The organism is Devosia sp. BK (genome assembly GCF_032907385.1).
Classification (GTDB): Bacteria; Pseudomonadota; Alphaproteobacteria; order Rhizobiales; family Devosiaceae; genus Devosia.
In genome coordinates, this window is sequence record NZ_JAIMBX010000002.1 from 82,685 (window position 1) to 105,804 (window position 23,120).

Here is a 23,120-nt window from a genome sequence, read left to right on the forward strand (position 1 = left end):
AGCCCCTTTATAGTAAGCCCTTTGTGTCAGGGCTGTGAAGCGGGGATGAAGGACTTATTTCGCGGCAATTTTCGCTATGAAATCGCTGGCAAAGCTGAGTCCATCAGGCGAAATCCCGTGCCCCACGCCGCGGCTGACGTGATAGCTCACATCAAAACCGGCTTTGGTCAGCACGGCATTGGCGTCGCTTGAGAGATTGGGATCGACCACCTGATCCATATCCCCATGGACAAGGCAGATCGGCGGCTTGGCCATAGTGTCGCCGCCGAGGCCCTCGGGCGGTAGATAGGCGCCAGAAAAACCGATGACACCCATCAACCGCGCCTTGAGCGCCGTTCCGGTATGAAGCGCCATCATGGCACCCTGGCTGAAGCCAGCGAGAATTGTGCGCTCGGGCGCAATGCCAGTCTGGGCCCAGAGATCGCGCAGGAATTCTTCGATCACCGGCCGCGCTTCCAGAATGCCCCGCTGCCGCCCCGCGACGCGATCACCCGTCCAGTCGATCGAAAACCATTGAAACCCGCTCATGCCCGTTGGCGTCGGCGCATTGGGCGCAACGAACAGCGCGCCCGGCAGCAGGCTCTGCCAGTGCGGCGCGAGGCCGATGAGGTCGTTGCCATCGCTACCATAGCCATGCAGCAGCACCACTGCGCTGTCCGGCGCCTGCCCATTCTTCGGCGCCATCATCGGACCCGAAAGCTTGGTCATAGAAGAATTCCTTCCCGGTCCCGCATCATCGCGAAATAGCGCCAGAACAATAAGGCCGCCGCCGAGCGATGCGGCGACCAGCTCTCGGCAAGCCCGATCATTTCCTTGATCGTCGGTCGCGCGTCAAGCTCGAGACCGTGATGCACGGCCTTGAGGAGCGCCAGGTCTCCGGCGGGAAAAATGTCGGGATGCGCAGCGCAAAAGAGCAGATAGACCTCAGCCGTCCATGGCCCGATACCCTTGAGCGCAACCAGCGCCTTGATCGCTTCCTCTGCCGGCAGCGCATCCACCTCGGCAAAGTTGAGTTCCCCTGCCGCCACCGCCTCGGCAATCGTCCGCACCGCAACATATTTTCCGCGCGAAAACCCGGCGCCCCGCACAGTCTCCTCGTCGAGCAGCAAATAACTCTCGGGCTCCAATGCTCCGGGCAAAAGGGAAAACCGACCCCAAATCGCCGCCGCGCTTTGCACCGAAAGCTGCTGCCCGCAAATCACCTTGGCCATGCCGGCAAAACCCTTGGGATTGACCCGCGGCAATACCGCACCGACCCGCTCACGCATGGGAATGAGCTGAGGCACCAAAGCCATCAGGCTATCGAGATGGGCCGCAACGCCCTCCGGCGTGTCGATCCGCGGTGACGCGCCCAGCGCGAAAGTGCTAACTGCAATAACCATGTCAAAACCACTTCTTCGCTTCGCCCCAAGCCCGAACGGACGCCTCCATCTCGGCCACGCCCTGTCCGCACTCGTCACCTGGACGGCCGCCAAAACCTGGGGCGGCACTGCGCTTTTGCGCATCGAAGACATCGACATCAACCGCTGTAAACCCGAATTTACCGACGCGATTGTCGAGGACCTCCATTGGCTTGGCCTCTTCTGGCCCGAACCGGTCATGATCCAGTCCAAGCGCTTCGAAGTTTACGCGGAGGCTGCGAACCGATTGCGCCAGCGTGATCTGATTTATCCCTGCTTCTGCACCCGCGCCGAGATCGCCGCCCATGCCGACGCCACCGATCCCGATGGCGCGCCGATCTATCCCGGCACCTGCAAACATCTCTCCAATGCCGAGCGCATCGAGCGCTTCGAGCGTGGCGACCCCGTCCAGTTCCGCCTCCATACCGATCTCGCGATCGAGGAAGCCGGCATGCTGACCTATACTGTTATCGGCCCGACGCTGACCGACCGCCCCCAGATCCGCTACGCCCGTCCCCAGCGCTGGGGCGACGTCGTCCTTCAGCGCAAGGACATCGGCACCAGCTATCACCTCAGCGTGGTGGTCGACGACGCCGCCCAGGGCATCACCCACATCACCCGCGGCCGTGACATGGAAGCGGCCACCGATATTCACGTCCTCCTCCAGATGCTGCTGGGCTATGCGACGCCCATCTATTACTTCCACCGCCTCCTCCTCGACCACGATGGCCAAAAGCTCTCCAAATCCAAAAACAGCCAAACCCTCGCCGATCTGCGCAGCGAGGGTTGGACCGCCGACGATGTGAAGCGGGCCGTCGGCTTTTAAAAAAGTCGCGAAGCGACACCTCTCCCTCTGGGGTAGAGGTCGACGGCAAAGCCGGCGGTTGAGGGGGCCTTCTTCCTAACTCAAGCCGCCTTCTTCGCCTCCACAAACTCCTCCACTGTCGCCGCCACGGCCACCTCGAACGGCGTCAAGAACCCCCCGCCCAATATCGATTCGAGGCGCGGATCGACCAGCTCCATCTCATGGGTCCAGAGATAGCGCATGCGGTGCAGATCCCGCATCACGGGATTGACCAGCCCCATCATCGCCAATCCCCACCAGGGGAAAGCTTCCACCTTCACCTTTTGCGGCAGGGCGGCTTCGATCGCCGCCATCACCTGGCGATGCGCGACCCAATGGCCGGCAAAGTGGAAATTCTCGAACGCCTGCAAACTCTCGCGCTTTTCGGCCAGCACCGCAAAGGCTCGCGCCAGATCGGGCAGATAGGCCCAGCTATGGCGCATATCGAGATCGCCCATGTGATAGATCCGGCCCTTGCCCAGATCCATCAGCATGCCATCGCCGAACCATTCGCCGCGATTGCCCGGCCCATAAAAATCCCCGCCGCGCAAAATGATCGTCTGAAACTTGCCCGCCGCTGCAGCCTCCCGCAGCATGGTTTCGAGTTTGATGCGGATCTCCCCGCGCGGCGCCTCGGCACTCTGCCGCGTCGCGGGCGAAACGACCCGGTCCCCGGCGCGATAGTTGTAAATCGTGCCCGGAAACAGCAGCGTCTTGCCGCTCGTCCCCAGCGCATCGATCACCACTTGCAACTGCTTTTCCGAGCGGCCATTGCCCCATTGGTCATAGGGCAGGTGGAGCGCATGGACGACGACATCAGCTTCCGCGATCGCGGCCCGCACCACGCCGACATCATCCGCATCACCCGCGACAAACGTCGTGCCGCTGACCGGACGCCGATTTGTCCGCCCCAGTCCCGTAACCTCCCACCCCGCATCGCGAAACGCGATCATCGCCGCATTCCCGATATGGCCATTGCTGCCGAGGACAGTCACCTTACCCTTGCTCATTCTTCAGCTCCATTGTGCGATTGCTGAAGCTCACTCTGCGCGCTACAGATATTTATAGCGATTGCGCAAAATCCGAGATTTGATATTCACCCATGAATAGAGAGCCCGACTGGTCCCTGTGGCGCAGCTTTGCGGCCGTCATCGAAAACGGCTCCCTGTCCGGTGCCGCGCGAGCGCTCAAATCCAGCCAGCCCACAGTCGGCCGCCATGTTGAACTGCTCGAGGACCAACTCGGCGTTCAACTCTTCGAGCGGAGCCTCTCCGGTTTAAAGCCCAATGAAACAGCCCTAAAACTTTACGGCCCCATTGCCCGCGCCAAAGGCGAACTGGCCGAAGCCACCATGATGGCCGAAGGCGCCCAGGACGATACCGGCGGCACCGTTCGCATCACTGCAAGCACCATGATTTCCAACTATGTGCTGCCCGAAATTCTCTACGCCATTCGCATGCTGCATCCGCGCATCGCGCTCGAAATCGTGCCGACCGATGCTGCGGGCAATATCCTCATGCGCGAGGCCGATATCGCGGTGCGCATGTTCCGCCCCACCCAGCTCGAACTGGTCACCAAACACCTCGGCGATATTCCCGTCGTTCCTATCGCCCATCAGCGCTACCTCGCGCGCCGCGGCCGGCCCACGAAAGCCGAAGAGCTCTGGAAACACGACCTCCTCGGCTTTGACCGGTCAGACGCGATCATCCTCCACGCCCAAAAGCTCGGTTTTCCGCTGACCCGCGACAATTTCATCATCCGCTCCGACGACCAGCCCCATCTCTGGGAGGCGATCCGTGCGGGGCTCGGCATCGGGTTCGGCCAAGCCAATCTGGCGCGACAAACGCCGGGGCTTGAAATCCTGCCCATCGATCTGGCCATCCCGCCCCTCCCAATATGGCTGACGACACATCGGGAACTGTTCACCTCCCATCGCATTCGTGCCATCTATGATGCCTTGGCGGAGCGCCTTTCCGCCTATATGCAGGGCTGATCGCCGCACATAGTCAGGTCGTTATGGACACTCTTCTCAATATCGGCATCGCGCTGGCCCTCCTTTTCGTCGTCATCGTTCTCGGCATGGGCCTGTGGAACATGACCAAGGGCGGCTCGTCCAACACCAGTCAGCGCCTGATGCGCCTCCGCGTCATGGGCCAGGCCGTCGCCATCATCCTGCTCATGGGCGCCCTCTTCTTCTTCGGCGGCCGCGGCGGCTAAGCCATCATCCCACCTACAGAAGCACCCCTCTCCCTCGGGGGGGAGGTTGGGTGGGGGTGGTCGAGAGCCCCCGACACACCATGCAAACAACTGACGTCTTGGCGAAAGGAGAAAAACCCTGTTCCTCCCCCTCCATGACGTCAACCCGCACCGCCATGTCAGCTTCCCCACCGTCACCTATGGCCTCATCGGCCTAAACGTCCTGATTTTCCTCATCCAGATGCTGATGCCGCCCTCGGCGATCGATGAGGCCGCCATTCGCTTCGGCATGATCCCGATCGTCGTCCGCGATCTCTACCCCGCTCCGCTCCCCTGGCTCCCCGATTGGGCGACACTCCTTACATATGCCTTCCTTCATGCCGATTGGCTGCACCTCCTGACCAACATGCTCTTCCTCTGGGTTTTTGGTGACAATATCGAGGATGCGCTGGGCCACATTCGCTTCGTCGCCTTTTACTTTGCCTGCGCTGTCCTTGCGGCGCTCGCCCATCTCGCCTTCAACCTCGATGGCAATGGCCCTCTTATAGGCGCGTCCGGCGCTGTCGCCGGTGTCATGGGCGCTTATATCCTCCTCTTCCCCCATGCCCGCGTCTTTGTCCTCGCGCGCATCGTCATTCCCATTCCGCTGCCCGTCCCCGCCTTCTGGATGCTCGGCTTCTGGGTCGCCACCCAGCTTTTCTATGTCCTTATAGGATCGACCGAACCCGTCGCCTGGTGGGCTCATATCGGCGGCTTCCTGGCCGGCATCGCCCTCGCCCCACTGATGCGCCGCAAAAGTGTTCCGCTTTTCGGCGGGCGATAAACGACCCTCACTCACAAGCGCCACACCTCCCCCTTGATGGGCTCTGACCCGTCCCGTTGGGGAATTCGCTCCAGCGGAGCGAATTCAGGCGAGGAGGCCGGGAGGGGTGTAAGGAGCCACGAAGCCTGAGTTCCGCAGACACTTTCTTTACCCAAAACCCTTAACCTAACCCGCGTCTCGTAAGTATCGCGTCAGGACAATCAGCCATGGATACCGACCTCGCCTCCAGCCTCACGGCGGCTCGTAGCGCCCAGACGCATCAGTCGGTCCAGATCGCGATCGTAAAGAAGCAGCACGATATGCAGACCCAGCTTCTCGACATGCTGCTGCAACCGGCCCAGGCCGTGCTCCCGCCCGGTCAAGGCACGCAGATCGACAAATCGGCGTAACGCCGATGGCCAGCGCCATCGCTACCAATCCAAATGCCATGGTCACCCGCCTCGCCCTCCGCGATGGCGCCAGCACCAATTCGCTCCTCGCCCAGGTCGCCAAATCCCGCGGCGAGATGCTCGCTGCCCAAGCCGAAGAAGCCCGCTCGGAAACCCCGAGCAAAGCCCTGCTCACGCCCACCAATGGCGCGGAAGTCGATCTTTTGGTTTAGGCACGAGTGCACTAAGGCACGTTCCAGAACTCGGTCGTCACCCCGGCCTTGAGCCGGGGCCCATCCTGAAATCTGGAGATGGATCCCGGATCAAATCCGGAAGCCGTGGGCTGTTACCCCCTCAGCCCGATCAACGCGTCGATAACCGCCTTGCCATCGCGGCTGTTCCACTCCGCCGGCCCCTGCAACACCGCGATCTCACACCCTTCGGGATCGAGCAGCAACGTCGCCGGCAGGCCCACCGCCACCGCCTCGCGCTTCAGTCGATCGAAGGCGGCAAACGTATTGTCGGCATAAAGCGGCAGGTTCTGGAATTTTCCCTCGGCCAAAAACTCTTCGGCCTTGCCGAGGCCGCCCTCTCCGATATCGAGATTGATCGGCACGACCTGGAACTTGTCCGAATTATACTCGCCGGCAATCGCGTCGAGCGCCGGCATTTCTTCCCGGCAGGGCACGCACCAGCTCGCCCAGAAATTGACGAGTAGCGACTTGCCCGAAAAGTCGGCCAGCGTCATCGCCTTGCCGCTCTCGTCCTTGAACGCCATATCGGCATAGCCCCGGCCTTCCCCTGTGCCCATTAGCGCGGCGAGTTCACCTGTGGCTGCCGCATCGACCACCTGCGCCTGCGCGATCTTGGCGGGGCATGATTTGGCCTGGGCAGTGTTGCCGAGATAAATCCACGCCGCTATAGCTAGCGCCAAACCTGCGACCCCCACAACCAGAAGCGCCGGCACTGTTCGGCGGGCTGGTTTGGGCTGGCTGGTTTCCGACATGGGTACCTCCCGAAAGGCATAAGATGAGCAACAAGATGTGGGGCGGCCGTTTCGCTTCCGGCCCCGACGCCATCATGGAAGAAATCAACGCTTCGATCGGTTTCGACCAGCGCCTTTTCCGCCAGGATATTGCCGGATCCAAAGCCCATGCCACAATGCTCGCTGCCACTGGCATACTGACGCAGGCCGATCGCGATGCGATCCTTGCGGGTCTAGACGAGGTGCTCGCCGAAATCGAGAATGGCTCGTTCAAATTCTCGCGGGCGCTCGAAGATATTCATATGAATGTCGAATCGCGCCTCCGCGAAAAGATCGGCGACGCCGCCGGCCGCCTCCATACGGCCCGCTCTCGCAACGACCAGATTGCGACCGATTTCAAGCTATATGTCCGCGACACCATCGATCACCTGGTCGCGCAAATCCACACGCTGCAATTGACCCTCGTCAAACGCGCCGAGGAAGAAGCCGAGACCATCCTGCCCGGTTTCACGCATCTCCAAAACGCCCAGCCCGTCACCTTCGGCCATCATCTCCTCGCCTATGTCGAAATGCTCGGCCGTGACGCCGGTCGCCTCACCGACGCGCGTCGCCGCCTCAACGAAAATCCGCTTGGGTCCGCCGCCCTCGCCGGCACCCCCTACCCGATCGATCGTGACATGACGGCCACGGCCCTCGGCTTTGATCGCCCCACCGCCAATTCGCTCGACGCCGTTGCCGACCGCGATTTTATCCTCGAAACCCTCGCCGCCGCAGCCATCTGCGCCATGCACCTTTCCCGTTTTGCCGAGGAAATGGTCATCTGGTCCTCGGCGCAGTTCGGCTTCATCCGCCTTTCGGACAAATTCACCACCGGCTCGTCCATCATGCCGCAGAAGCGCAATCCGGACGCGGCCGAACTGGTGCGCGCCAAGATCGGCCGCATCATGGGCTCGCTCAATTCTCTGCTGGTCGTCATGAAGGGCCTGCCGCTCGCCTATTCCAAGGACATGCAGGAAGACAAGGAAGTCGCCTTCGACGCCCTCGACGCGCTTTCCCTGTCCCTCGCCGCCATGACCGGCATGGTTTCCGACATGGCGCCGAACCGAGAAAAAATGCACGCCTCGGCCTCGGCCGGCTTTTCAACGGCCACCGATGTCGCCGACTGGCTGGTGCGCGAGCTGAACATCCCCTTCCGCGATGCCCACCACATCACCGGCCAGGTCGTCGCCCTCGCCGAGTCGAAAAATTGCGGCCTCGAAGGCCTGACCATCGAAGATTTCAAGAGCGTCGATGAACGTATCGATAGCCGCATCCACAAGGTGCTGACGGTCGAAGCTTCAGTGGCCGCGCGAAAATCCTATGGCGGCACAGCGCCGATCAACGTCCTCGCTCAAGCGGCGCGCTGGAAGTCGACGCTCACAGGCGAAACCCACGAGCCTCGCGCCGTCACCAAGAAGAAGCATGGCGGCCATGGCGACGGCGGTATTGAGTAAAGCGACGAACTACTTCACTTTCTTCCTTCTCCCCTTGAGGGAGAAGGTGGCGCGCAGCGCCGGATGAGGGGTTTCGAGTTGTGCCGTAGGCAAATTCGCTCCGGTGGAGCGAATTTAGGCGAGAAAGCCATGAGAGCTACGCTCGAATGGCTGGACCAACCGCACGCGCGGCATCCGCGACAATAAACCCCTCACCTGTCTCGGCCTGCGGCCGATCCACCCTCTCCCTCAAGGGGAGAGGGAAGACGGAGAAAAAATGCCTGATCTAAAGCGACAAATGCGCCTCACCCCGCGCCATGTCGCCTATCTCCAGCCCGACACGGTCCTCGAAACCTTGCCCCCGCCGCCCGAGGGCATGACTGAAGCAACGGAAGCCGACCACCGCGAAACCATCGCAAAATTCTTCGGGCCCGACGACCACGACGAGACCTGGATTTTCGCCTATGGCTCGCTGATCTGGAAGCCGGCCTGCGACTATGTCGAAGTCCGCACCGGCCTCCTCCACGGCTGGCACCGCGCCTTCTGCCTCGGCTGGAACAACCGCTTCCGCGGCAGCGATGCCAATCCCGGCCTCATGCTGGCCCTCGATCGCGGCGGCGCATGCAAGGGCGCACTCTACCGCCTCCCATCCGCCAGGCGCGACGAAAACCTCATAAAACTCTTCGAGCGCGAAATGGGCTGGAAGCCCACCGCTTTCCCCCCGCGGATGGTGACAGTCCGCTCCGGCGACCGCAATATCCGCGCCCTCACCTTCTGCATTGATCGCAATTCCGGCCGCTATATTTCTGGCCTCTCGGAAGACCAGATCGCCGACGTTCTCGCCAAAGCCGTCGGCACCCGCGGCTCCATGGCCGAATATCTGTTCTCCACCGTCGAACACTTGGAACAGATGGGTCTCCACGACGCCCACCTCTGGCGCCTCCAGCACCTCGTCGCCGAGCGCATCGAAGCCGTTTATGAGACGGATCGATAAGTCTCACTTTTGTTTTTTGGGGCTTTGGCTTACGACAGCCCCAAGTTCATCCACACACTCGGTTGTCATCCCGGCGTAGGCCGGGACCCATCCCGAGATGCAGCAAAATCCCATATCTCAAGATGGGCCCCGGCCTGCGCCGGGGTGACGTTCTGAGCGGGGGATAAAAAGGGCAAAATGGTCCACCATTTCAACCACCGCGACGGCACCCTCTATGCCGAGGACGTCAACCTCAACGACCTGGCGGAAAAGGTCGGTACGCCTTTTTACGTCTATTCCTCGGCAACCCTCCGCCGCCACGTCCGCGTCGTCCGCGAAGCCTTTGAAGGCATCCCGACGCTGATGGCCTATGCCATGAAGGCCAATTCCAATCAGGCCGTCCTTACCCTCATGGCAAGGGAAGGCTGCGGCGCCGACGTCGTCTCGGGCGGCGAACTGCAGCGCGCCCTCGCCGCCGGCATCCCTGCCGAAAAAATCGTCTTTTCGGGCGTCGCCAAAACCGTCGCCGAAATGCGCCAGGGCCTTTCCGCCGGCATCAAGTGCTTTAACGTCGAGAGCGAACCCGAACTCGAACGCCTCTCCATGATCGCGTCCGACATGGGCCTCACCGCCCGCGTTTCCGTCCGCATCAATCCCGATGTTGATGCGCGTACGCACGCCAAAATCTCGACCGGCAAGTCCGAAAACAAATTCGGCATTCCGTTCAAGCGCGCCCGCGAAGTCTACCAGCGCATCGCCGAACTGCCCAATATCACTGCCGTCGGCGTCGACATGCATATCGGCAGCCAGATCACCGATCTCGAACCTTTTGGGAACGCCTTCGGCCTCATGGCGGAACTCGTCGAAACGCTCCGCGCCGATGGCCACACCATCCATCATGTCGATGTCGGTGGCGGTCTCGGCATCCCCTATAATCAGAACGAAGACGCCCCGCCGCCCCCATCCGCCTATGCCGCCATCGTGCGCGAAAAGGTCGGCCAGCTTGACTGCACCTTGGTCATCGAACCCGGCCGCCTCCTCGTCGGCAATGCCGGAATCTTGGTGACAAAAGTCGAATATGTGAAGGAAGGCGCGTCCAACTTCATCATCGTCGACGCCGCCATGAACGACCTGATCCGCCCCACCCTTTACGAGGCCCATCACGACGTCGAACTGGTCAACCAGTCCAACCTGCCGCCCATCACCGGCGACATCGTCGGCCCCGTCTGCGAAACCGGCGACTACCTCGCCAAGGGCCGCACCATCCCCGGTGTCAAGGAAGGCGATCTGCTCTCCATCATGAGCGCCGGCGCCTACGGCGCCGTCATGGCCTCGACCTACAATTCCCGCCCCCTGATCCCGGAAGTCCTCGTCGACGGCCCCCGCTGGCACGTCATCCGCCCGCGCAAGAGCATCGAGGAATTGTTGGCGCTCGATAGCGTGCCGGATTGGATCTGAATTGGCAGGCGAGCACCGCCCTTATCCCTCTCCCCCTCGGGGAGAGGTGGCCCAGCAAAGCTGGGTCGGTGAGGGGGATGTCGCAGCAAACGCGCCCCCCGGAAGAAGCCCCCTCATCCGGCGCTATAGCGCCACCTTCTCCCCGATGGGGAGAAGAATAGAAAGAGCTGGGACTTAGGAAGCGCCCCCTACTCTTCCCGAGCCTGTCGTGCCAGCGAAACCACCTCGACAGGCCGCCCCTCAAGCGCATCCTCAACTTTGGCCAGCAACTCCGCCAGCGTAAACGGCTTCACGATCACATCGTAAACCAGCGCCTCTAGCCCATGCGCCCGCTCGCGCTGATCGGCAAATCCGGTCATCAAGACAATCGTCACCTCGGGAAACGACGAGCCGACCTGCAGCGCCAGCGCAATCCCGTCCATCACCGGCATCTTGATGTCCGAAAGCAGGAGGTCGAACTTGCCCTCCTCTGCTTCCATCGTCTCTGCGGCGAGGCCACCATCTTCTTCGGCGACGACCTCGTGCCCCTTCATCGTCAGCGCGCTGACTACAAAGGCGCGGACGGAGGGATCATCTTCAGCGACAAGAATGCGGGCCATATGTCGTCTCCGGGCAAACGGCACTTGGGCCGCTGCAAGGCTAGAACCAGTTCTGGGGTGAAGAACCGGCGTTAGAATGCATTGAATATAGGAACGATCCCGTCAGTGGTGAACCGCCGGGGCTTCGGCTTCAACAGGCGTTTCCGCCGCGCCATGCTGTGGTCCCGGCGCATCGTGGCCGGCAGGCCCCGCCTCGGCTTCTGCGCCATGCGCTTCGGCAACCGCCGGCTCGCCATGGCCTTCTGCAGCGGCCGCCTCCGGCGCACTGTGACCGTCGCCCGCGGGGCTCGGCGGCACACCGGCCGGCTGCGTGGTTTCGCCGCCATTGATGGCTGTGCGTCCGCCCGCAAAACTCAAGCGCACCCGCGTCGCCTCGACGGGCGGCAGCGGCAGGCGCGTATCGAATGTCGCGCGCTCGCCCGCCATCAGATCGCGGATGCGTGGCGCGACGCTCCACTCATAAACCGTGTGACCCGTGCTATCGAGGAGGCTCACCAATACTGGCGGCACCGAAACCGGGTTGGGCATCAGCCCCACGATCTGTCCCGAAACCACCAGCACTTCCTTGCCTTCGCTAAGGCTGCGTGTCGATTGCAGATCCGACAACTCGAGCCCAACGACGTTCACGCCCAGCCCGATGGCCTGATAAATCCCCGCAAGATCAGGATTGCGCTCGACGATCTGGACGCGCCCGAAATAGCCAAGCCCCAGAATGCCGACAAGGGTTACAGCGCCGGCGATCCGTGCCGTCCGTCGCATACGCGCCAGCGGCATGCTGGCGGCCATGGCGACCTGGCGGCGCGACAGTTTTTTCTGCCGCTCGCGCACCTCGGCCGCTGATTCCCGTTTTTTCGCCGGGCGCGGTTCCACCGGATCCAGCGGATCGGCCGGACGTGGCGCGTCTTCGACGGCGGTTTTTTCTTCCGCCTCGATCGCAGCGTCGAGCGCCTCTTCGCTCATATTGTCGAAAAGCCGGTCCGATTCAGGCTCGGATTTCGGCACCAGTCGCAGATCCGGCCCCGGCGGAGGCAGCGCCGGCTGCTGCCAGGATTGCCGGCAACTGGCGCACTGCACCTTACGACCAGCCGAGCCGATGGCCTCGAAGGTCACCTGGTATTTCGTCTGGCAATTGGGGCAGGTAATGATCATCTAAACCGGCGCAACCATATTGGGCTTGCCCTGACCCTAGCCTGCCGCGGGTTAATACTCCTCAAACCGGCAAGAAGCTGAGGCAAGAACACAAAACTGCCGCTTTCCCCCGTCCATAGCGGGTGCGATGCCGCAGACCCGGCACGACGCTGCTATGATGGCGCGGTCTCTGATTCGCGTGTTGCGGCAAGACCACCGGACGAGCTGGGGAGCACCCGTTCTTGATCGAATTTTCCGATGTCGGCCTTCGCTATGGCAATGGTCCCGAAATCCTGAGTGATCTGACCTTTTCCATCGAGCCCGGCTCGTTTCATTTTTTGACCGGCCCCTCGGGCTCGGGCAAGACCAGCCTCCTCCGGCTTTTGCTCCTGGCGCTCAAACCGAGCCGCGGCAAGGTCACCATGCTCAATGAGGATGTAGGCACCCTCGATCGCGATAGCCTCCTCCAGATGCGCCGCCATATCGGCATCGTCTTCCAGGAATTCCGGCTCCTCGATCACCTGACGACTTTTGAAAATGTCGCTCTGCCGCTCCGCGTCCTCGGCCAGCCGGAAAGCGAATATCGGCCAAACGTCACCGAACTTCTCGAATGGGTCGGCCTCGGCGAGCGCATGCATGCGCTCCCGACCGTTCTGTCGGGCGGTGAAAAGCAGCGCGCTGCCATCGCTCGAGCCGTTATCGCCCGGCCCAAAATTCTTCTGGCCGACGAGCCCACCGGCAATGTCGACCCCGATCTTTCAAGCCGCCTCGTTCATCTCTTTGCCGAGCTCAACCGCACTTTGGGCATGACGATCATTCTCGCCACCCACGAATTGCCGCTGCTCGATCGCTTTTCCTATCCGCGCATGGTGCTCAACAAAGGGACGCTGACCATCCATGATTAGGCAATTGCTGGCGCGCCTGACGCGCCGTAGCGCTGGCGCACCCATCGTCCCCAAACACAGCGTCGCCGGCCGAACGCTCCTCATGCTCATCACCATCATGAGCTTTTTGTCCGCCGTCACGCTCGGGGGCGTCGTCCTCGTGCAAAAATCGGCGATCGCCTGGTCCGCCGATGTCGGCCGCGAAATGACCATCCAGATCCGCCCGGTCGAGGGCGAGGTGATGGAAAGCAATCTGCGCACCGCCGTGTCCCTCGCGCAGGCAACGCCCGGCGTCGCCGGTGCGCGCGCCCTCAGCCTTGAAGAAAGCCAGGCCCTGCTCGAGCCTTGGCTCGGCGCGGGTCTCGATCTCTCCGCCATTGCCGTGCCACGTCTCATCGTCGTGCAATTGGGCGATCCGGTCGACGCCGATATCGATCAGCTCCAGCGCAATCTTCAGGCCATCAAGGGCGCGAGCCTTGATACCCACGCTGCATGGCGCCAGCAGCTCAACACCATGGCCGGCACGGTCGTCATTTCCGGTCTGCTGGTTCTCGGTCTCATCGGCGTCGCGACCGTTCTCGCCATTATCTTTGCGACGCGCGGCGCCATGGCCACCAATCGCGAGATCGTCGACGTCCTTCACTTCATCGGCGCCTCCAACAAGTTCATCGCCGGAGAATTCCAGGGCCGCTTCCTCACCATCGGTCTACAGGGCGGGCTTCTCGGCGCGCTCCTCGGCACGCTGTTCTTCATCCTCATCGGCACCGCTGCCGGTTCGGTGCTCCCCACAGAGGCGACGACCCAGGTCGGTTTCATCTTCGGCAATTTCGTCCTCGGCATCGATGGCACCATTTTCGTCATCCTCGTCATTCCGGTCATCGCCGTCCTGACCGCCGTCACCTCCCGCATGACCGTCCGCCGCTACCTCAGCGAAGCCTCCTAATCATCGCACCCAACGGTCGCTGCAGAGCCCCCTCATCCGGCCCTTCGGGCGACCTTCTCCCCGAGAGGGAGAAGAATAGCCCAACGCGCCCTTCCTATTCCTCTCCCTCTCGGGGAGACTTGGAAGCGCCCGGAAATCGCTCCAGTGGAGCGATTTCAGCGAACAAGGCCCGGAAGGGCAGGCTCGGCGAAGCGTAGGTCGGTGAGGGGGATGCTTCCAAAGCGCCAAGCCCCCCTCGTCATCTCGCCCCTATCCCGCTAAGGATAAGCCGACGCCAGGAGCACGCATGCCACTGAGAACAGCCATCCAGGCGATCCGCACGGGTCTCTTCTATTTCGTCTTCATCGGCCAGACGGCGATCATTGCCATCATCATCGGCATTGTCGGCCTCATCGCAGGCCCCACCCGCTTCACCTGGGCCTTGGCGCGCTATTGGTGCTGGTCGAACGTCCAGTTGCTGCGCGTCATCACCGGGCTCCGCACCAAGGTCACCGGCGCCGAAAATATCCCACCCGGCGGCTGCATCATTGCGAGCAAGCACCAGTCCGATTGGGACGTCTTTGCTATTTTCCCCTATACCGGCCGCCCTGCTTACATCGTCAAGCAGGAGCTGATGAACATTCCCTTCTTCGGTTGGGCCGCACGTTCGCTCGATTGTATCGCGGTCGATCGCAAGAAAGGTGCCGAGGCGATCCCGGCCATGATGCGCGGCGCCCGTGATGCCATCAATCGCGGCTGCCGCATCGTCATCTTCCCCGAAGGCACCCGCAAGGCGCCCCTTTCGGCTCCCGCCTATCGCCAGGGCATCGTGCGCATGTATGGCGAACTCAATGTGCCGGTGGTCCCCGTGGCGCTCAATTCAGGCCTCTTCTGGGGCCGCAATTCGCTCATCATCTGGCCGGGCCTTGCCCAGGCCGAGATCATGTCGCCGATCGAAGCGGGCCTTGCTCCCGACGTTTTTGCCGAGCGGCTGCGCCAGGCCATTGAGCCGCTCTCGGACGCATTGGCGCTCGCTGCCGTCGATAAAGGCCTTGTTCGCCCGATCGATTCCGACCTTGCCGAGCGGATTGCTGCTGCCCGACAGCGCACCTCCGCATCTTGATCCCCTAGAGCCACCCGCCACTAGATGTAGTAGGACTGAAAACGCCGCTTGACTGATTCGCGGTATTTGTTCTAATTTTGTTCTACTCCGTGCAGGGAGGGACAGGATGCTTTCTTGGATCGAGGCGGGTTTCGAACCGCCACTTCGCCATAAGAAGACCAGCCAGTGGCTCGGCCTGTCCGGCCATGCCTATGCTCTGGAACATGAGAATCTGGGGGACTTTGTTCTCAACGGCGCCGATCTCTATCTGATCGCGCGCGGCAACAGTGTCCTCTGGGTCGGCTGCGGTCTCGATCTCATTGCCGAACCTGCCATTCGCCTGCGTTTCCGCAAAGCTATGAGCCGCGCCGATGGTGTGTTCCGCCTCGCTCGCCCCATGCTGGACGATGGCCGGCTGTCCGTCATTGCAGATCTCGAAGGCGCCGTGCCCGCAAGGATCGATCAGGCCGCCTGACTCGTTGCCTCATTGTCTTCGAGCCGCCGCGCCAGATCCATCAGCACCCGGTCATGAATGCCGAGGCTTTCAAGATGCCGCGCGGTATTGATGACATAGTCGACATTTCGTCCCGAAATCCCGACACCGACCTTCACCATGGCCAGTTGCGCGTCGAGATCGAGATTGCCGGCAAACTGCTCGTGGGTCTCGTCGACGATGAAGGTCAGCGCTGAAACCCGCCGCCCATCGTCGAGCACGACCGGTCGGATCACGTCGCGGTAGACCATCGTCACCTGCTCGCGTTCTTCGAGATAGGCGCGAACGTCAGCCCAGTTTTCATCAGCCACTTCGAACACCATGCCGCGCACGGAACCGCCCCGCGTGAGGCCGAAAACCAGACCCGGCTGTTCCTTGGTGCCCCGGTGATGGTGCGAAATGATCGAGAGCGAGCGATGCGCCCCCTTGAGGCGCCCGATCTGCGTTGAAACGAACGGAAAGCCCGGGTTCCAGATCAACGAACCATAGCCAAACACCCAGTGGCTTGCTGCAGTCGTTTCCGTCATCACCATCTCCGCTTCAGTCCCACACCTACCTTCACGGCGGTGCACAAGCTTAATCCCGGCCTCGCCCCGGCCACAACCATGGGGCAGATAATCTGATGCCAACAAAGGCGGTCTCAAGGCGACCCGCTTTTGCATTTTGCCAATCCCGTAGCATGCCGCCCGAAATGGCCTAGGGTTCAGGATGACGACATGCGAAAAACAAAGAGCTAAAGCGCGCGATGCGAATCTGAAAGATCGCGACGCGCTTTGGAGATAAAACCGACCCATGAAGAATCGAATCATCGCCCTTGGCGCCGTCATCCTGCTCGTCATCGCCGCCGTCGCCGGCGCCTGGTATTATTTCGCCGGCCAGTTGCGGCAGCAGATCGAGCTCCTCACCTATGCCGATGGCGAGACCTCCCCGCGCCTCACCTGCGCCAATCTCGGCGTCAGCGGCTTCCCCTTCGCCTTCGATGTCGATTGCACCGATGCCGTCGTCACGACGGGCGATGTCATGATCAAGGTTCCCGGCCTTCGCGCCAGCGCCATGGTCTACGAACTCAATCATTTCCTCGGCTCGGCCAAGGGCCCGGCGGAAATCTCCGATGCCTTTACCGGCCAACGCTCCGCGGTGTCCTGGACGGCGCTTGAAGGCAGCCTCCGGCTGACCGACAACCGCATCGCCCGCCTTTCCCTGATCGGCGACGACATCGGCTGGAACGATCTTTTGCTCGGCGACACGCTCCTCGCGCGGACCAAGCACGCCGAATTCCACCTTCTCGATATGCCCGAGGCGCACAATGCCGAGCGCAATCTTTCCGCGCTCGCTCTTTATATGCGCGCCGATGCCCTCGAACTGCCCGCCGCGACGCTGACCAACACGGCCGTCGAAGTCGAAGCCGAACTCACCGGCATTCCCGACGACTATTCGACCATTGGCCTCACGCCCGTTCTCCCCACCTGGCAGCAGGCCGGCGGCGAACTCAAGATCGTCTCGGTCAAGATGACCGACGATACCGCCGATCTCAACGCCAGCGGCAACCTCGCCCTCGGCCCCACCGGTCTCGTCGATGGCACCATCAACATCGATTCCCAGGGCGTTGCCGAACGCATCGGCCCCATGATCGAAGAACCCTGGCGCACCCTCGTCCTCGGCGTCCCCGGCGCCGACGGCCGCCACACCAATCAACTCAACTTCCGCGCCGGCACCCTCTCCTCCGGCCTCCTCCCCATCACGACTTTGCCGCCGCTTTTTTAATCTGAGGCAAGTCGGTCTCTCAACCGCGGCCCCTCCCCTTCCAAGGGGAGGCTGGGTGGGGATAGCGGCAATCACCACTGGCCAAGGTCAGCCCCACCGAATCCCCCAAAGCCCGTGTTGCCAAAGGCGGGCAACTATTCTATAGAGCCCCCAATCCCAACAGAGACGTGTCTCTGGGCCGCTTTCGGCGGCGCAACGATTTTGAATTCGGAGTACCGACCATGGCAGTGCCAAAACGAAAGACCTCGCCGATGAAGCGCGGCTTCCGCCGCTCGGCCGACGCGATTGCAAACCCCACCTATGTCGAAGACAAGGATTCGGGTGAGCTGCGTCGTCCGCATCACGTCGACCTCAAGACCGGCATGTATCGCGGTCGTCAGATCCTCGCCGTCAAGAGCTAAGCCTTAGGGCTGGCGACGCGAATGCGCGCGACCTGAAATGATGTATCGGCCGATCCTTGCAAAAGGGTCGGCCTTTTTGTTTTGTCCAAGGGACCGCCGACAAGAGCGGCCACAGCCGGAGAGCCAGATATGACCATGCGTATTGAATCGGACACGATGGGCACCATCAATGTCCCGACCGACAAGTATTACGGTGCTCAGACGGCTCGCAGCCTCGCCAATTTCGACATTGGCGGCGAAAAGATGCCCAAGGAAATCATCACCGCCTTCGCGATCCTCAAGAAGGCCGCGGCGATCACCAATACCAAGCTTGGCCTCCTCGACCCCGCGCTGCGCGACCTGATCGTTGCCGCAGCCGATGAAGTCATCGACGGCAAGCTCGACGATCATTTCCCCCTCGTCGTCTGGCAGACCGGCTCGGGCACCCAGTCGAACATGAACGTCAACGAGGTCATCTCAAACCGCGGCATCGAGATGGCCGGCGGCACCATGGGTTCGAAAAAGCCGGTGCACCCCAATGACCATGTCAACATGAGCCAGTCGTCCAACGACACCTACCCGACGGCCATGCACATCGCCGCCATCGAAGCAGTCGTCAATTACCTCTTCCCGCGCGTCAAAATCCTGCGCGACACGCTCCATGCCAAGTCCGAAGAATTCATGGACGTGGTCAAGATCGGCCGCACCCATCTCCAGGACGCGACGCCCCTGACCCTCGGCCAGGAAATGAGCGGCTGGGTCGCCCAGATCGACCTCGCGGTAAAAGCCATCGAAGTCACCCTGCCCCAGCTGCGCGAACTCGCCCTCGGCGGCACTGCCGTCGGCACGGGCCTCAATGCCCACCCCGATTACGCCGTCGCCGTCGCTGCTGAAATCTCGACGCTCTCGGGCCACGAGTTCATCACCGCGCCGAACAAGTATGCCGTCATGGCCGGCCACGACGCCTTTGTCGGCACTTCGGGCGCCCTTAAGCAGCTGGCTGTCGCTTTCATGAAGATCGCCAATGACGTGCGCTGGCTCGCCTCCGGCCCCCGCTCCGGCCTCGGTGAATTGACCATTCCGGAAAACGAACCCGGCTCCTCGATCATGCCGGGCAAGGTCAATCCGACGCAGTCCGAAGCCATGACCATGGTCGTCGCCCATGTCATGGGCAATGACGCCGCCATCGGCTTTGCCGCCTCCCAGGGCAATTTCGAGCTCAACGTCTTCAAGCCCGTCATCGCCTACAATTTCCTGCAGTCGGTCCGCCTCCTTGCCGATGCGGCCAAGTCGTTCAACGACAATTGCGCCGTCGGCATCGAACCCGACCGCAAGCGCATCAAGCAGCTCGTCGATCAGTCGCTGATGCTGGTGACCGCGCTCAACCGCAAGATCGGCTATGATAACGCGGCCAAGATCGCCAAGACCGCACACAAGAACGGCTCGACGCTGCGCGAAACCGCCATCGACCTTGGCCTCCTGACAGGCGAAGAATTCGACGCCGAAGTGAAGCCCGAGCAGATGGTCGGTCCACTGACGATCAAGAAGTAAGCTTCGTCAGCCTCAAAAAAATGCCGCCCCAACCGGGCGGCATTTGTTTTTACCGGTCTTGTTCAATGGGTCCGCGACACCTAGCTCTAGCCTCACCCCAGACACGAGGTACGACATGAGCAATTTCAACGACCAGGTCATCGCCGACTTTAACGCCAATGGCGGCAAGCCCGGCGGCTATTTCGAAAACGCCCCGGTGCTCCTGCTGCATTCGATCGGCGCAAAGTCGGGGCTCGAACGCACGCAGCCGCTGATGTATCTGCGCGAAAACGACACCGGCCCCTGGTATGTGTTTGCCTCCTATGCCGGCGCCCCCAACAATCCGGCTTGGTATCACAACCTCATCGCCCACCCCGATTTCGACATTTCCGTAGGTGACGGCACGACCATCAGCCGCCTTCCCATTCATGCCCGCGTCGTCGAAGGCGAAGAGCGCGACGCGATCTATGCGCGCCAGGCGAGCCTCTTCCCGCAATTTGCCGATTACGAAAAGAAGACTACGCGCGAGGCCATTCCAGTCATCGAACTGACCCCGCGCCACTAAGGCAGGTTATCCCTCGCAACACCGAGGCTCACCTCGTCCCCACCCCACCAGATGTCACCCCGGGCTCGACCCGGGGCCCATCCTGAGATGTCGAGGCACCCCGACCCAAAGCCGGGGTGCCATAAGAGCCTGAAGCCTAGCCCCGCGCCGCCGCCTCGATTGCAGCGACATCGATCTTCTTCATTTTCATCATCGCTTCAAAGGCCCGCTTGGCCCCCGGCCCGCCCTTCTGCATGGCTTCGGACAGAGCGCGCGGCGTGATCTGCCAGGAAATGCCCCACTTGTCCTTGCACCAGCCACACATGCTCTCTTCGCCGCCATTGCCGACGATGGCGTCCCAGTAACGATCGGTCTCTTCCTGGCTGTCCGTCGCGATCTGGAAGGAGAACGCTTCGCTGTGCTTGAAGGCGGGTCCGCCATTGAGCGCGATGCAGGAAATGCCCATCAGGTCGAACTCGACCGTCAACACGGCTCCCGCGTCGGTCGATGGATTATCGCTCGGCGCCCTGTGCACGGACTTGACGACGGTATCGGGAAAAGTCTCGGCATAAAACCGCGTTGCCGCTTCGCCATCCTTATCGAACCAGATGCAAATCGTATTTTTGGCGATCGTCATGATTGTCTCCTCAAACCAGCCCGCCGAGCGGGATCACCAATACGACGCCTGAGCCTTGGCGTCTTCGACACCCAGTCTGGCTCTTTTTCAAAGCCTGTCCAATCACCACTTTTCCCACAATCCATGAAGCCGCTGGGAACTCGTTGGCCTTAGTGATAGTTGCCGATACACTGTTAACCCGTGTTATTTCCGCGTATCGGATGCCGATCTTGACTGAAAGCCACAGAGCGCCGGGTGTGGCGCCCCATGTCCGCGCTCTTCGTCAGTCCGGTTTGCTCAACGCAGCCGACGACGATCACTTCGAAAAGCATATTCAGCTCGTGCGCAACGCGCTCGGCGTCCCCGTCGCTATCGTCTCCCTGCTCGAAGAAGATCGCCAGGTTTTTGCCGCTCATGCCGGCCTGCCAAAAGTCTGGGCCGAAAAGGGCGAAACCCCGCTCACCCATTCCTTTTGCCAATATGTCGTGCGCGAAGAAGCCAATCTTTCGGTCGCCGACGCGCGCCTTCATCCGGTGCTCAAGGACAATCTCGCCATTCGCGATCTCGGCGTCATCGCCTATCTCGGCACGCCCCTCCGTCTGCCCACAGGGGAGGTCGTCGGCGCTCTCGCCGCCATCGATACCGATGCGCGCGCTTGGAGCGAGAGAGATCGTCTCCTTCTTGAATCCATTGCCGAAGTCGTCAGCGACAAGATCCGCGCCTATATTTCCGATCTCAATTGGGAGACAATGTTTGCCCAATTGCATGAAGGCATGATCATGGGCGAGGTCCTCCGCGATGATGCGGGCCACGTTCACGATTGGCGCCATCGCGAGGTCAACCCAGCCTGCGGCAGGATGCTCGGCATCGATTATCGCAAGATAGCCGGCAAAACCCTCCGCGAGCTTTTTCCAGCCATCGAGCGTGAATGGCTCGATGAAGTCGCCTCTGTCGTCGAAACGGGCCAGCCTGCCCGCTTCCTCCGCCAGTTCAGCGGCTTTGATCGATGGTATGAGGGATCTTGCCAGTCGACGGGCCCCGATACCTTCGTCATGCTCTTTATGGACGTCACGGCTCGCGTCAAAGCCGAAGAAGAATTGCGGGCGAGCCAGGATTTCACGACGCTGCGCCAGGCCGCTCTCCTTGAAATTGGCGACAGGACCCGCGCCACCATCGATATCGATCTGATCCTTGCAAGCACCGCCGAAGTCCTCGGCAAGGCGCTCGGCAGCACGCGTGCAGGGTATGGGCAGGTCGATCCTTTGACCGAAACTGTCGAGGTCGGTCAGGATTGGACATCGGGCAGCGCCGTCTCGATGGCCGGCATGCATCATTTCCGCGATTACGGGTCTTTTATCGAGAATTTGAAGCGCGGCGAAGATGTGCTGATTTTCGATGTCTCGGAGGACGAACGAACCCGAGACTCCGAGGCGCTGCTGCTCGCCCATGATATCCGCATGCTGGTCAATATCCCGATCATGGAAAGCGGCGTCATGACCGGGCTGATGCTGCTGCATTTCGATAAGCCCCGCCCCTTCGGCAAGGTCGAGGCCGATTTCGTTCGCGCCGTCGCGGACCGCACCCAGGCCGCCCTCAAACAGGCGCGAGCCGTCGCCGCCGAAAAGTTGCGCGAGGGCGAAATCAGCCACCGCCTCAAGAATTCCATGGCCATGGTCCAAGCCATCGCCATGCAGACGCTCAAGGGCGCCGATATCGAGGATCGCCGCGCTGCCTTCACCGCGCGCCTTTCCGCACTCGCCAATGCGCATGAGCTCTTGTTGAAGCGGACCTGGCATAGCGCGCCGCTCGATGAAACCATCCGGTCCGCCCTCCTACCCCACGGCGAGGCGCACCGTTTCCATATTTCGGGGCCGACGCTCGATCTCAGCCCCAAGCAGTCGCTGTCCATGTCGCTTGCGGTCCACGAGCTTGCGACCAATGCCATCAAATATGGGGCCCTTCGCGAAGCCGAGGGCAAAATTTCGATCGGCTGGAGTCTCTTCCGCTCCGAAACCGGTCAACCCATGTTTGGCTGGACCTGGCAGGAAAAAGGCGGCCCCATCATCGCCCCGCCGCAGCGCTCGGGCTTCGGCTCGCGGCTGATTTCCCGCGTGCTGCCATCGGATTTTGCCGGTGAAGTCGCCATCGACTATCCCCCAACCGGCCTTGTCTGCACTCTTACCTGTCCGGCTTGGGATACAGTGGATGTACCGCCGGCCGATGCCGACCTTGTCGAGGTCTCGGCCTGATGGATAGGCTGATCAAAGTTCTTGTCGTTGAAGACGAACCGCTTCTGCGCATGGGCATTGTCGATCACCTTGAAGACGAGGGTTTTGCCGTCCTCGAAGCGGGCAATGCCCATCAGGCCATCGCACTTCTCGAGCGCAGCCCCGATCTGACCGTCGTCTTTACCGATGTCGATATGCCCGGCGGCATGGGCGGCATAGAGCTTGCGAATATCGTCCGGCAGCGCTGGCCCGATATCAAGCTCGCCGTCACCTCCGGCTTCCGCCTCGTCGGAAACGAAGAACTCCCCCACGGCAGCCTGTTCTTTCCCAAACCCTATGACCCGCCTGCCATCGCTCGGGCGCTGAGGAAACTCGTCGCAAAGTCCTGAGGCAGGCGAATAGTCTTCTTCC

27 protein-coding genes are annotated in these 23,120 nt (G+C 61.6%); 19 read left to right on the top strand and 8 right to left on the bottom strand.

Annotated elements, in window-relative coordinates:
* Positions 1-54: 54 nt before the first annotated feature.
* Positions 55-708: an alpha/beta hydrolase gene (locus DevBK_RS12275; RefSeq protein ID WP_317185670.1), complete on the bottom strand. Its 654-nt coding sequence runs from the start codon at positions 706-708 to the stop codon at positions 55-57.
* The gene (locus DevBK_RS12280; protein WP_317185671.1) at positions 705-1,382 is read right to left on the bottom strand and encodes a DNA-3-methyladenine glycosylase 2 family protein; all 678 of its coding nucleotides are present in this window, start codon (positions 1,380-1,382) and stop codon (positions 705-707) included. The genes DevBK_RS12275 and DevBK_RS12280 overlap by 4 nt, the downstream gene beginning before the upstream one ends.
* Between DevBK_RS12280 and gluQRS the strand changes: the two genes are divergently transcribed.
* Entirely contained in the window at positions 1,381-2,226 is an 846-nt protein-coding gene (gene gluQRS, locus DevBK_RS12285) for a tRNA glutamyl-Q(34) synthetase GluQRS (protein ID WP_317185672.1), read from the top strand. The two genes, DevBK_RS12280 and gluQRS, sit on opposite strands and share 2 nt — an antisense overlap.
* Before the next feature lie 80 nt (positions 2,227-2,306).
* Here gluQRS and DevBK_RS12290 read toward each other — a convergent pair whose 3' ends face one another.
* The gene (locus DevBK_RS12290; RefSeq protein WP_317185673.1) at positions 2,307-3,254 is read right to left on the bottom strand and encodes an NAD-dependent epimerase/dehydratase family protein; all 948 of its coding nucleotides are present in this window, start codon (positions 3,252-3,254) and stop codon (positions 2,307-2,309) included.
* Positions 3,255-3,346: 92 nt separating this feature from the next.
* On the opposite strand from DevBK_RS12290, the gene DevBK_RS12295 reads away from it, so the two are divergent.
* The 5 genes from DevBK_RS12295 (at position 3,347) to DevBK_RS12315 (ending at position 5,864) form a co-directional block, all read left to right on the top strand.
* Entirely contained in the window at positions 3,347-4,237 is an 891-nt protein-coding gene (locus DevBK_RS12295; RefSeq protein WP_061908187.1) for a LysR family transcriptional regulator, read from the top strand.
* A 23-nt stretch (positions 4,238-4,260) separates the two neighbouring features.
* Complete coding sequence (locus DevBK_RS12300) at positions 4,261-4,461, top strand: twin transmembrane helix small protein (RefSeq protein ID WP_061908188.1); 201 nt, start codon at positions 4,261-4,263, stop codon at positions 4,459-4,461.
* Between the two features lie 220 nt (positions 4,462-4,681).
* The gene (locus DevBK_RS12305; protein ID WP_317185674.1) at positions 4,682-5,263 is read left to right on the top strand and encodes a rhomboid family intramembrane serine protease; all 582 of its coding nucleotides are present in this window, start codon (positions 4,682-4,684) and stop codon (positions 5,261-5,263) included.
* Positions 5,264-5,469: 206 nt separating this feature from the next.
* Positions 5,470-5,652, top strand: a complete 183-nt coding sequence (locus tag DevBK_RS12310; protein WP_317185675.1) for a putative motility protein — start codon at positions 5,470-5,472, stop codon at positions 5,650-5,652.
* A 5-nt stretch (positions 5,653-5,657) separates the two neighbouring features.
* A complete protein-coding gene (locus DevBK_RS12315; protein ID WP_061908190.1) occupies positions 5,658-5,864 on the top strand; it encodes a hypothetical protein in 207 nt (68 codons plus the stop codon).
* Positions 5,865-5,977: 113 nt separating this feature from the next.
* Here DevBK_RS12315 and DevBK_RS12320 read toward each other — a convergent pair whose 3' ends face one another.
* Complete coding sequence (locus DevBK_RS12320; RefSeq protein WP_317185676.1) at positions 5,978-6,637, bottom strand: TlpA disulfide reductase family protein; 660 nt, start codon at positions 6,635-6,637, stop codon at positions 5,978-5,980.
* A gap of 23 nt (positions 6,638-6,660) precedes the next feature.
* Here DevBK_RS12320 and argH point away from each other — a divergent pair, with 23 nt between their 5' ends.
* The 3 genes from argH to lysA all read left to right on the top strand — a co-directional run bounded on the left by argH (position 6,661) and on the right by lysA (position 10,519).
* Positions 6,661-8,109 carry an argininosuccinate lyase gene (gene argH / locus DevBK_RS12325; RefSeq protein WP_317185677.1) on the top strand — a complete coding sequence of 483 codons (1,449 nt, stop codon included), beginning with the start codon at positions 6,661-6,663 and terminating at the stop codon, positions 8,107-8,109.
* Between the two features lie 256 nt (positions 8,110-8,365).
* On the top strand, positions 8,366-9,082 hold the full coding sequence (locus DevBK_RS12330) for a gamma-glutamylcyclotransferase (RefSeq protein ID WP_317185678.1): 717 nt from the start codon (positions 8,366-8,368) through the stop codon (positions 9,080-9,082).
* A gap of 177 nt (positions 9,083-9,259) precedes the next feature.
* Positions 9,260-10,519, top strand: a complete 1,260-nt coding sequence (lysA, locus tag DevBK_RS12335; protein ID WP_317185679.1) for a diaminopimelate decarboxylase — start codon at positions 9,260-9,262, stop codon at positions 10,517-10,519.
* Positions 10,520-10,707: 188 nt separating this feature from the next.
* On the opposite strand, the gene DevBK_RS12340 is transcribed toward lysA, so the two are convergent.
* A complete protein-coding gene (locus DevBK_RS12340; protein ID WP_061908194.1) occupies positions 10,708-11,118 on the bottom strand; it encodes a response regulator in 411 nt (136 codons plus the stop codon).
* A gap of 102 nt (positions 11,119-11,220) precedes the next feature.
* The gene (locus tag DevBK_RS12345) at positions 11,221-12,267 is read right to left on the bottom strand and encodes a zinc-ribbon domain-containing protein (RefSeq protein WP_317185680.1); all 1,047 of its coding nucleotides are present in this window, start codon (positions 12,265-12,267) and stop codon (positions 11,221-11,223) included.
* Between the two features lie 221 nt (positions 12,268-12,488).
* Between DevBK_RS12345 and DevBK_RS12350 the strand changes: the two genes are divergently transcribed.
* The 4 genes from DevBK_RS12350 (at position 12,489) to DevBK_RS12365 (ending at position 15,629) form a co-directional block, all read left to right on the top strand.
* Positions 12,489-13,151, top strand: coding sequence for a cell division ATP-binding protein FtsE (locus tag DevBK_RS12350; RefSeq protein ID WP_061908196.1), 663 nt, complete (start codon positions 12,489-12,491; stop codon positions 13,149-13,151).
* Positions 13,144-14,073 carry a cell division protein FtsX gene (locus tag DevBK_RS12355; protein ID WP_061908197.1) on the top strand — a complete coding sequence of 310 codons (930 nt, stop codon included), beginning with the start codon at positions 13,144-13,146 and terminating at the stop codon, positions 14,071-14,073. The genes DevBK_RS12350 and DevBK_RS12355 overlap by 8 nt, the downstream gene beginning before the upstream one ends.
* Positions 14,074-14,359: 286 nt before the next feature.
* A complete protein-coding gene (locus tag DevBK_RS12360) occupies positions 14,360-15,175 on the top strand; it encodes a lysophospholipid acyltransferase family protein (protein WP_317185681.1) in 816 nt (271 codons plus the stop codon).
* Positions 15,176-15,281: 106 nt separating this feature from the next.
* Positions 15,282-15,629, top strand: coding sequence for a hypothetical protein (locus DevBK_RS12365; RefSeq protein ID WP_317185682.1), 348 nt, complete (start codon positions 15,282-15,284; stop codon positions 15,627-15,629).
* Here the strand turns inward: DevBK_RS12365 and DevBK_RS12370 are convergent.
* The gene (locus DevBK_RS12370; protein WP_061908200.1) at positions 15,617-16,174 is read right to left on the bottom strand and encodes a gamma-glutamylcyclotransferase; all 558 of its coding nucleotides are present in this window, start codon (positions 16,172-16,174) and stop codon (positions 15,617-15,619) included. The genes DevBK_RS12365 and DevBK_RS12370 overlap by 13 nt on opposite strands.
* 265 nt (positions 16,175-16,439) lie before the next feature.
* Between DevBK_RS12370 and DevBK_RS12375 the strand changes: the two genes are divergently transcribed.
* From DevBK_RS12375 to DevBK_RS12390, 4 genes are all read left to right on the top strand, one after another.
* Positions 16,440-17,411 (top strand): DUF2125 domain-containing protein, encoded by a 972-nt coding sequence (locus tag DevBK_RS12375; RefSeq protein WP_317185683.1) that lies wholly within the window; start codon positions 16,440-16,442, stop codon positions 17,409-17,411.
* Positions 17,412-17,632: 221 nt separating this feature from the next.
* Complete coding sequence (rpmF, locus tag DevBK_RS12380) at positions 17,633-17,812, top strand: 50S ribosomal protein L32 (protein ID WP_061908829.1); 180 nt, start codon at positions 17,633-17,635, stop codon at positions 17,810-17,812.
* 129 nt (positions 17,813-17,941) lie between these two features.
* Complete coding sequence (fumC, locus tag DevBK_RS12385; protein ID WP_317185684.1) at positions 17,942-19,342, top strand: class II fumarate hydratase; 1,401 nt, start codon at positions 17,942-17,944, stop codon at positions 19,340-19,342.
* Between the two features lie 115 nt (positions 19,343-19,457).
* Positions 19,458-19,886 (top strand): nitroreductase/quinone reductase family protein, encoded by a 429-nt coding sequence (locus DevBK_RS12390; protein ID WP_062629478.1) that lies wholly within the window; start codon positions 19,458-19,460, stop codon positions 19,884-19,886.
* A 136-nt stretch (positions 19,887-20,022) separates the two neighbouring features.
* Here the strand turns inward: DevBK_RS12390 and DevBK_RS12395 are convergent, their stop codons facing one another.
* The gene (locus DevBK_RS12395) at positions 20,023-20,496 is read right to left on the bottom strand and encodes a VOC family protein (RefSeq protein ID WP_317186104.1); all 474 of its coding nucleotides are present in this window, start codon (positions 20,494-20,496) and stop codon (positions 20,023-20,025) included.
* 215 nt (positions 20,497-20,711) lie between these two features.
* Between DevBK_RS12395 and DevBK_RS12400 the strand changes: the two genes are divergently transcribed.
* Positions 20,712-22,730: a GAF domain-containing protein gene (locus DevBK_RS12400; protein WP_317185685.1), complete on the top strand. Its 2,019-nt coding sequence runs from the start codon at positions 20,712-20,714 to the stop codon at positions 22,728-22,730.
* Entirely contained in the window at positions 22,730-23,098 is a 369-nt protein-coding gene (locus DevBK_RS12405) for a response regulator (protein WP_317185686.1), read from the top strand. The genes DevBK_RS12400 and DevBK_RS12405 overlap by 1 nt, the downstream gene beginning before the upstream one ends.
* Positions 23,099-23,120: the final 22 nt, after the last annotated feature.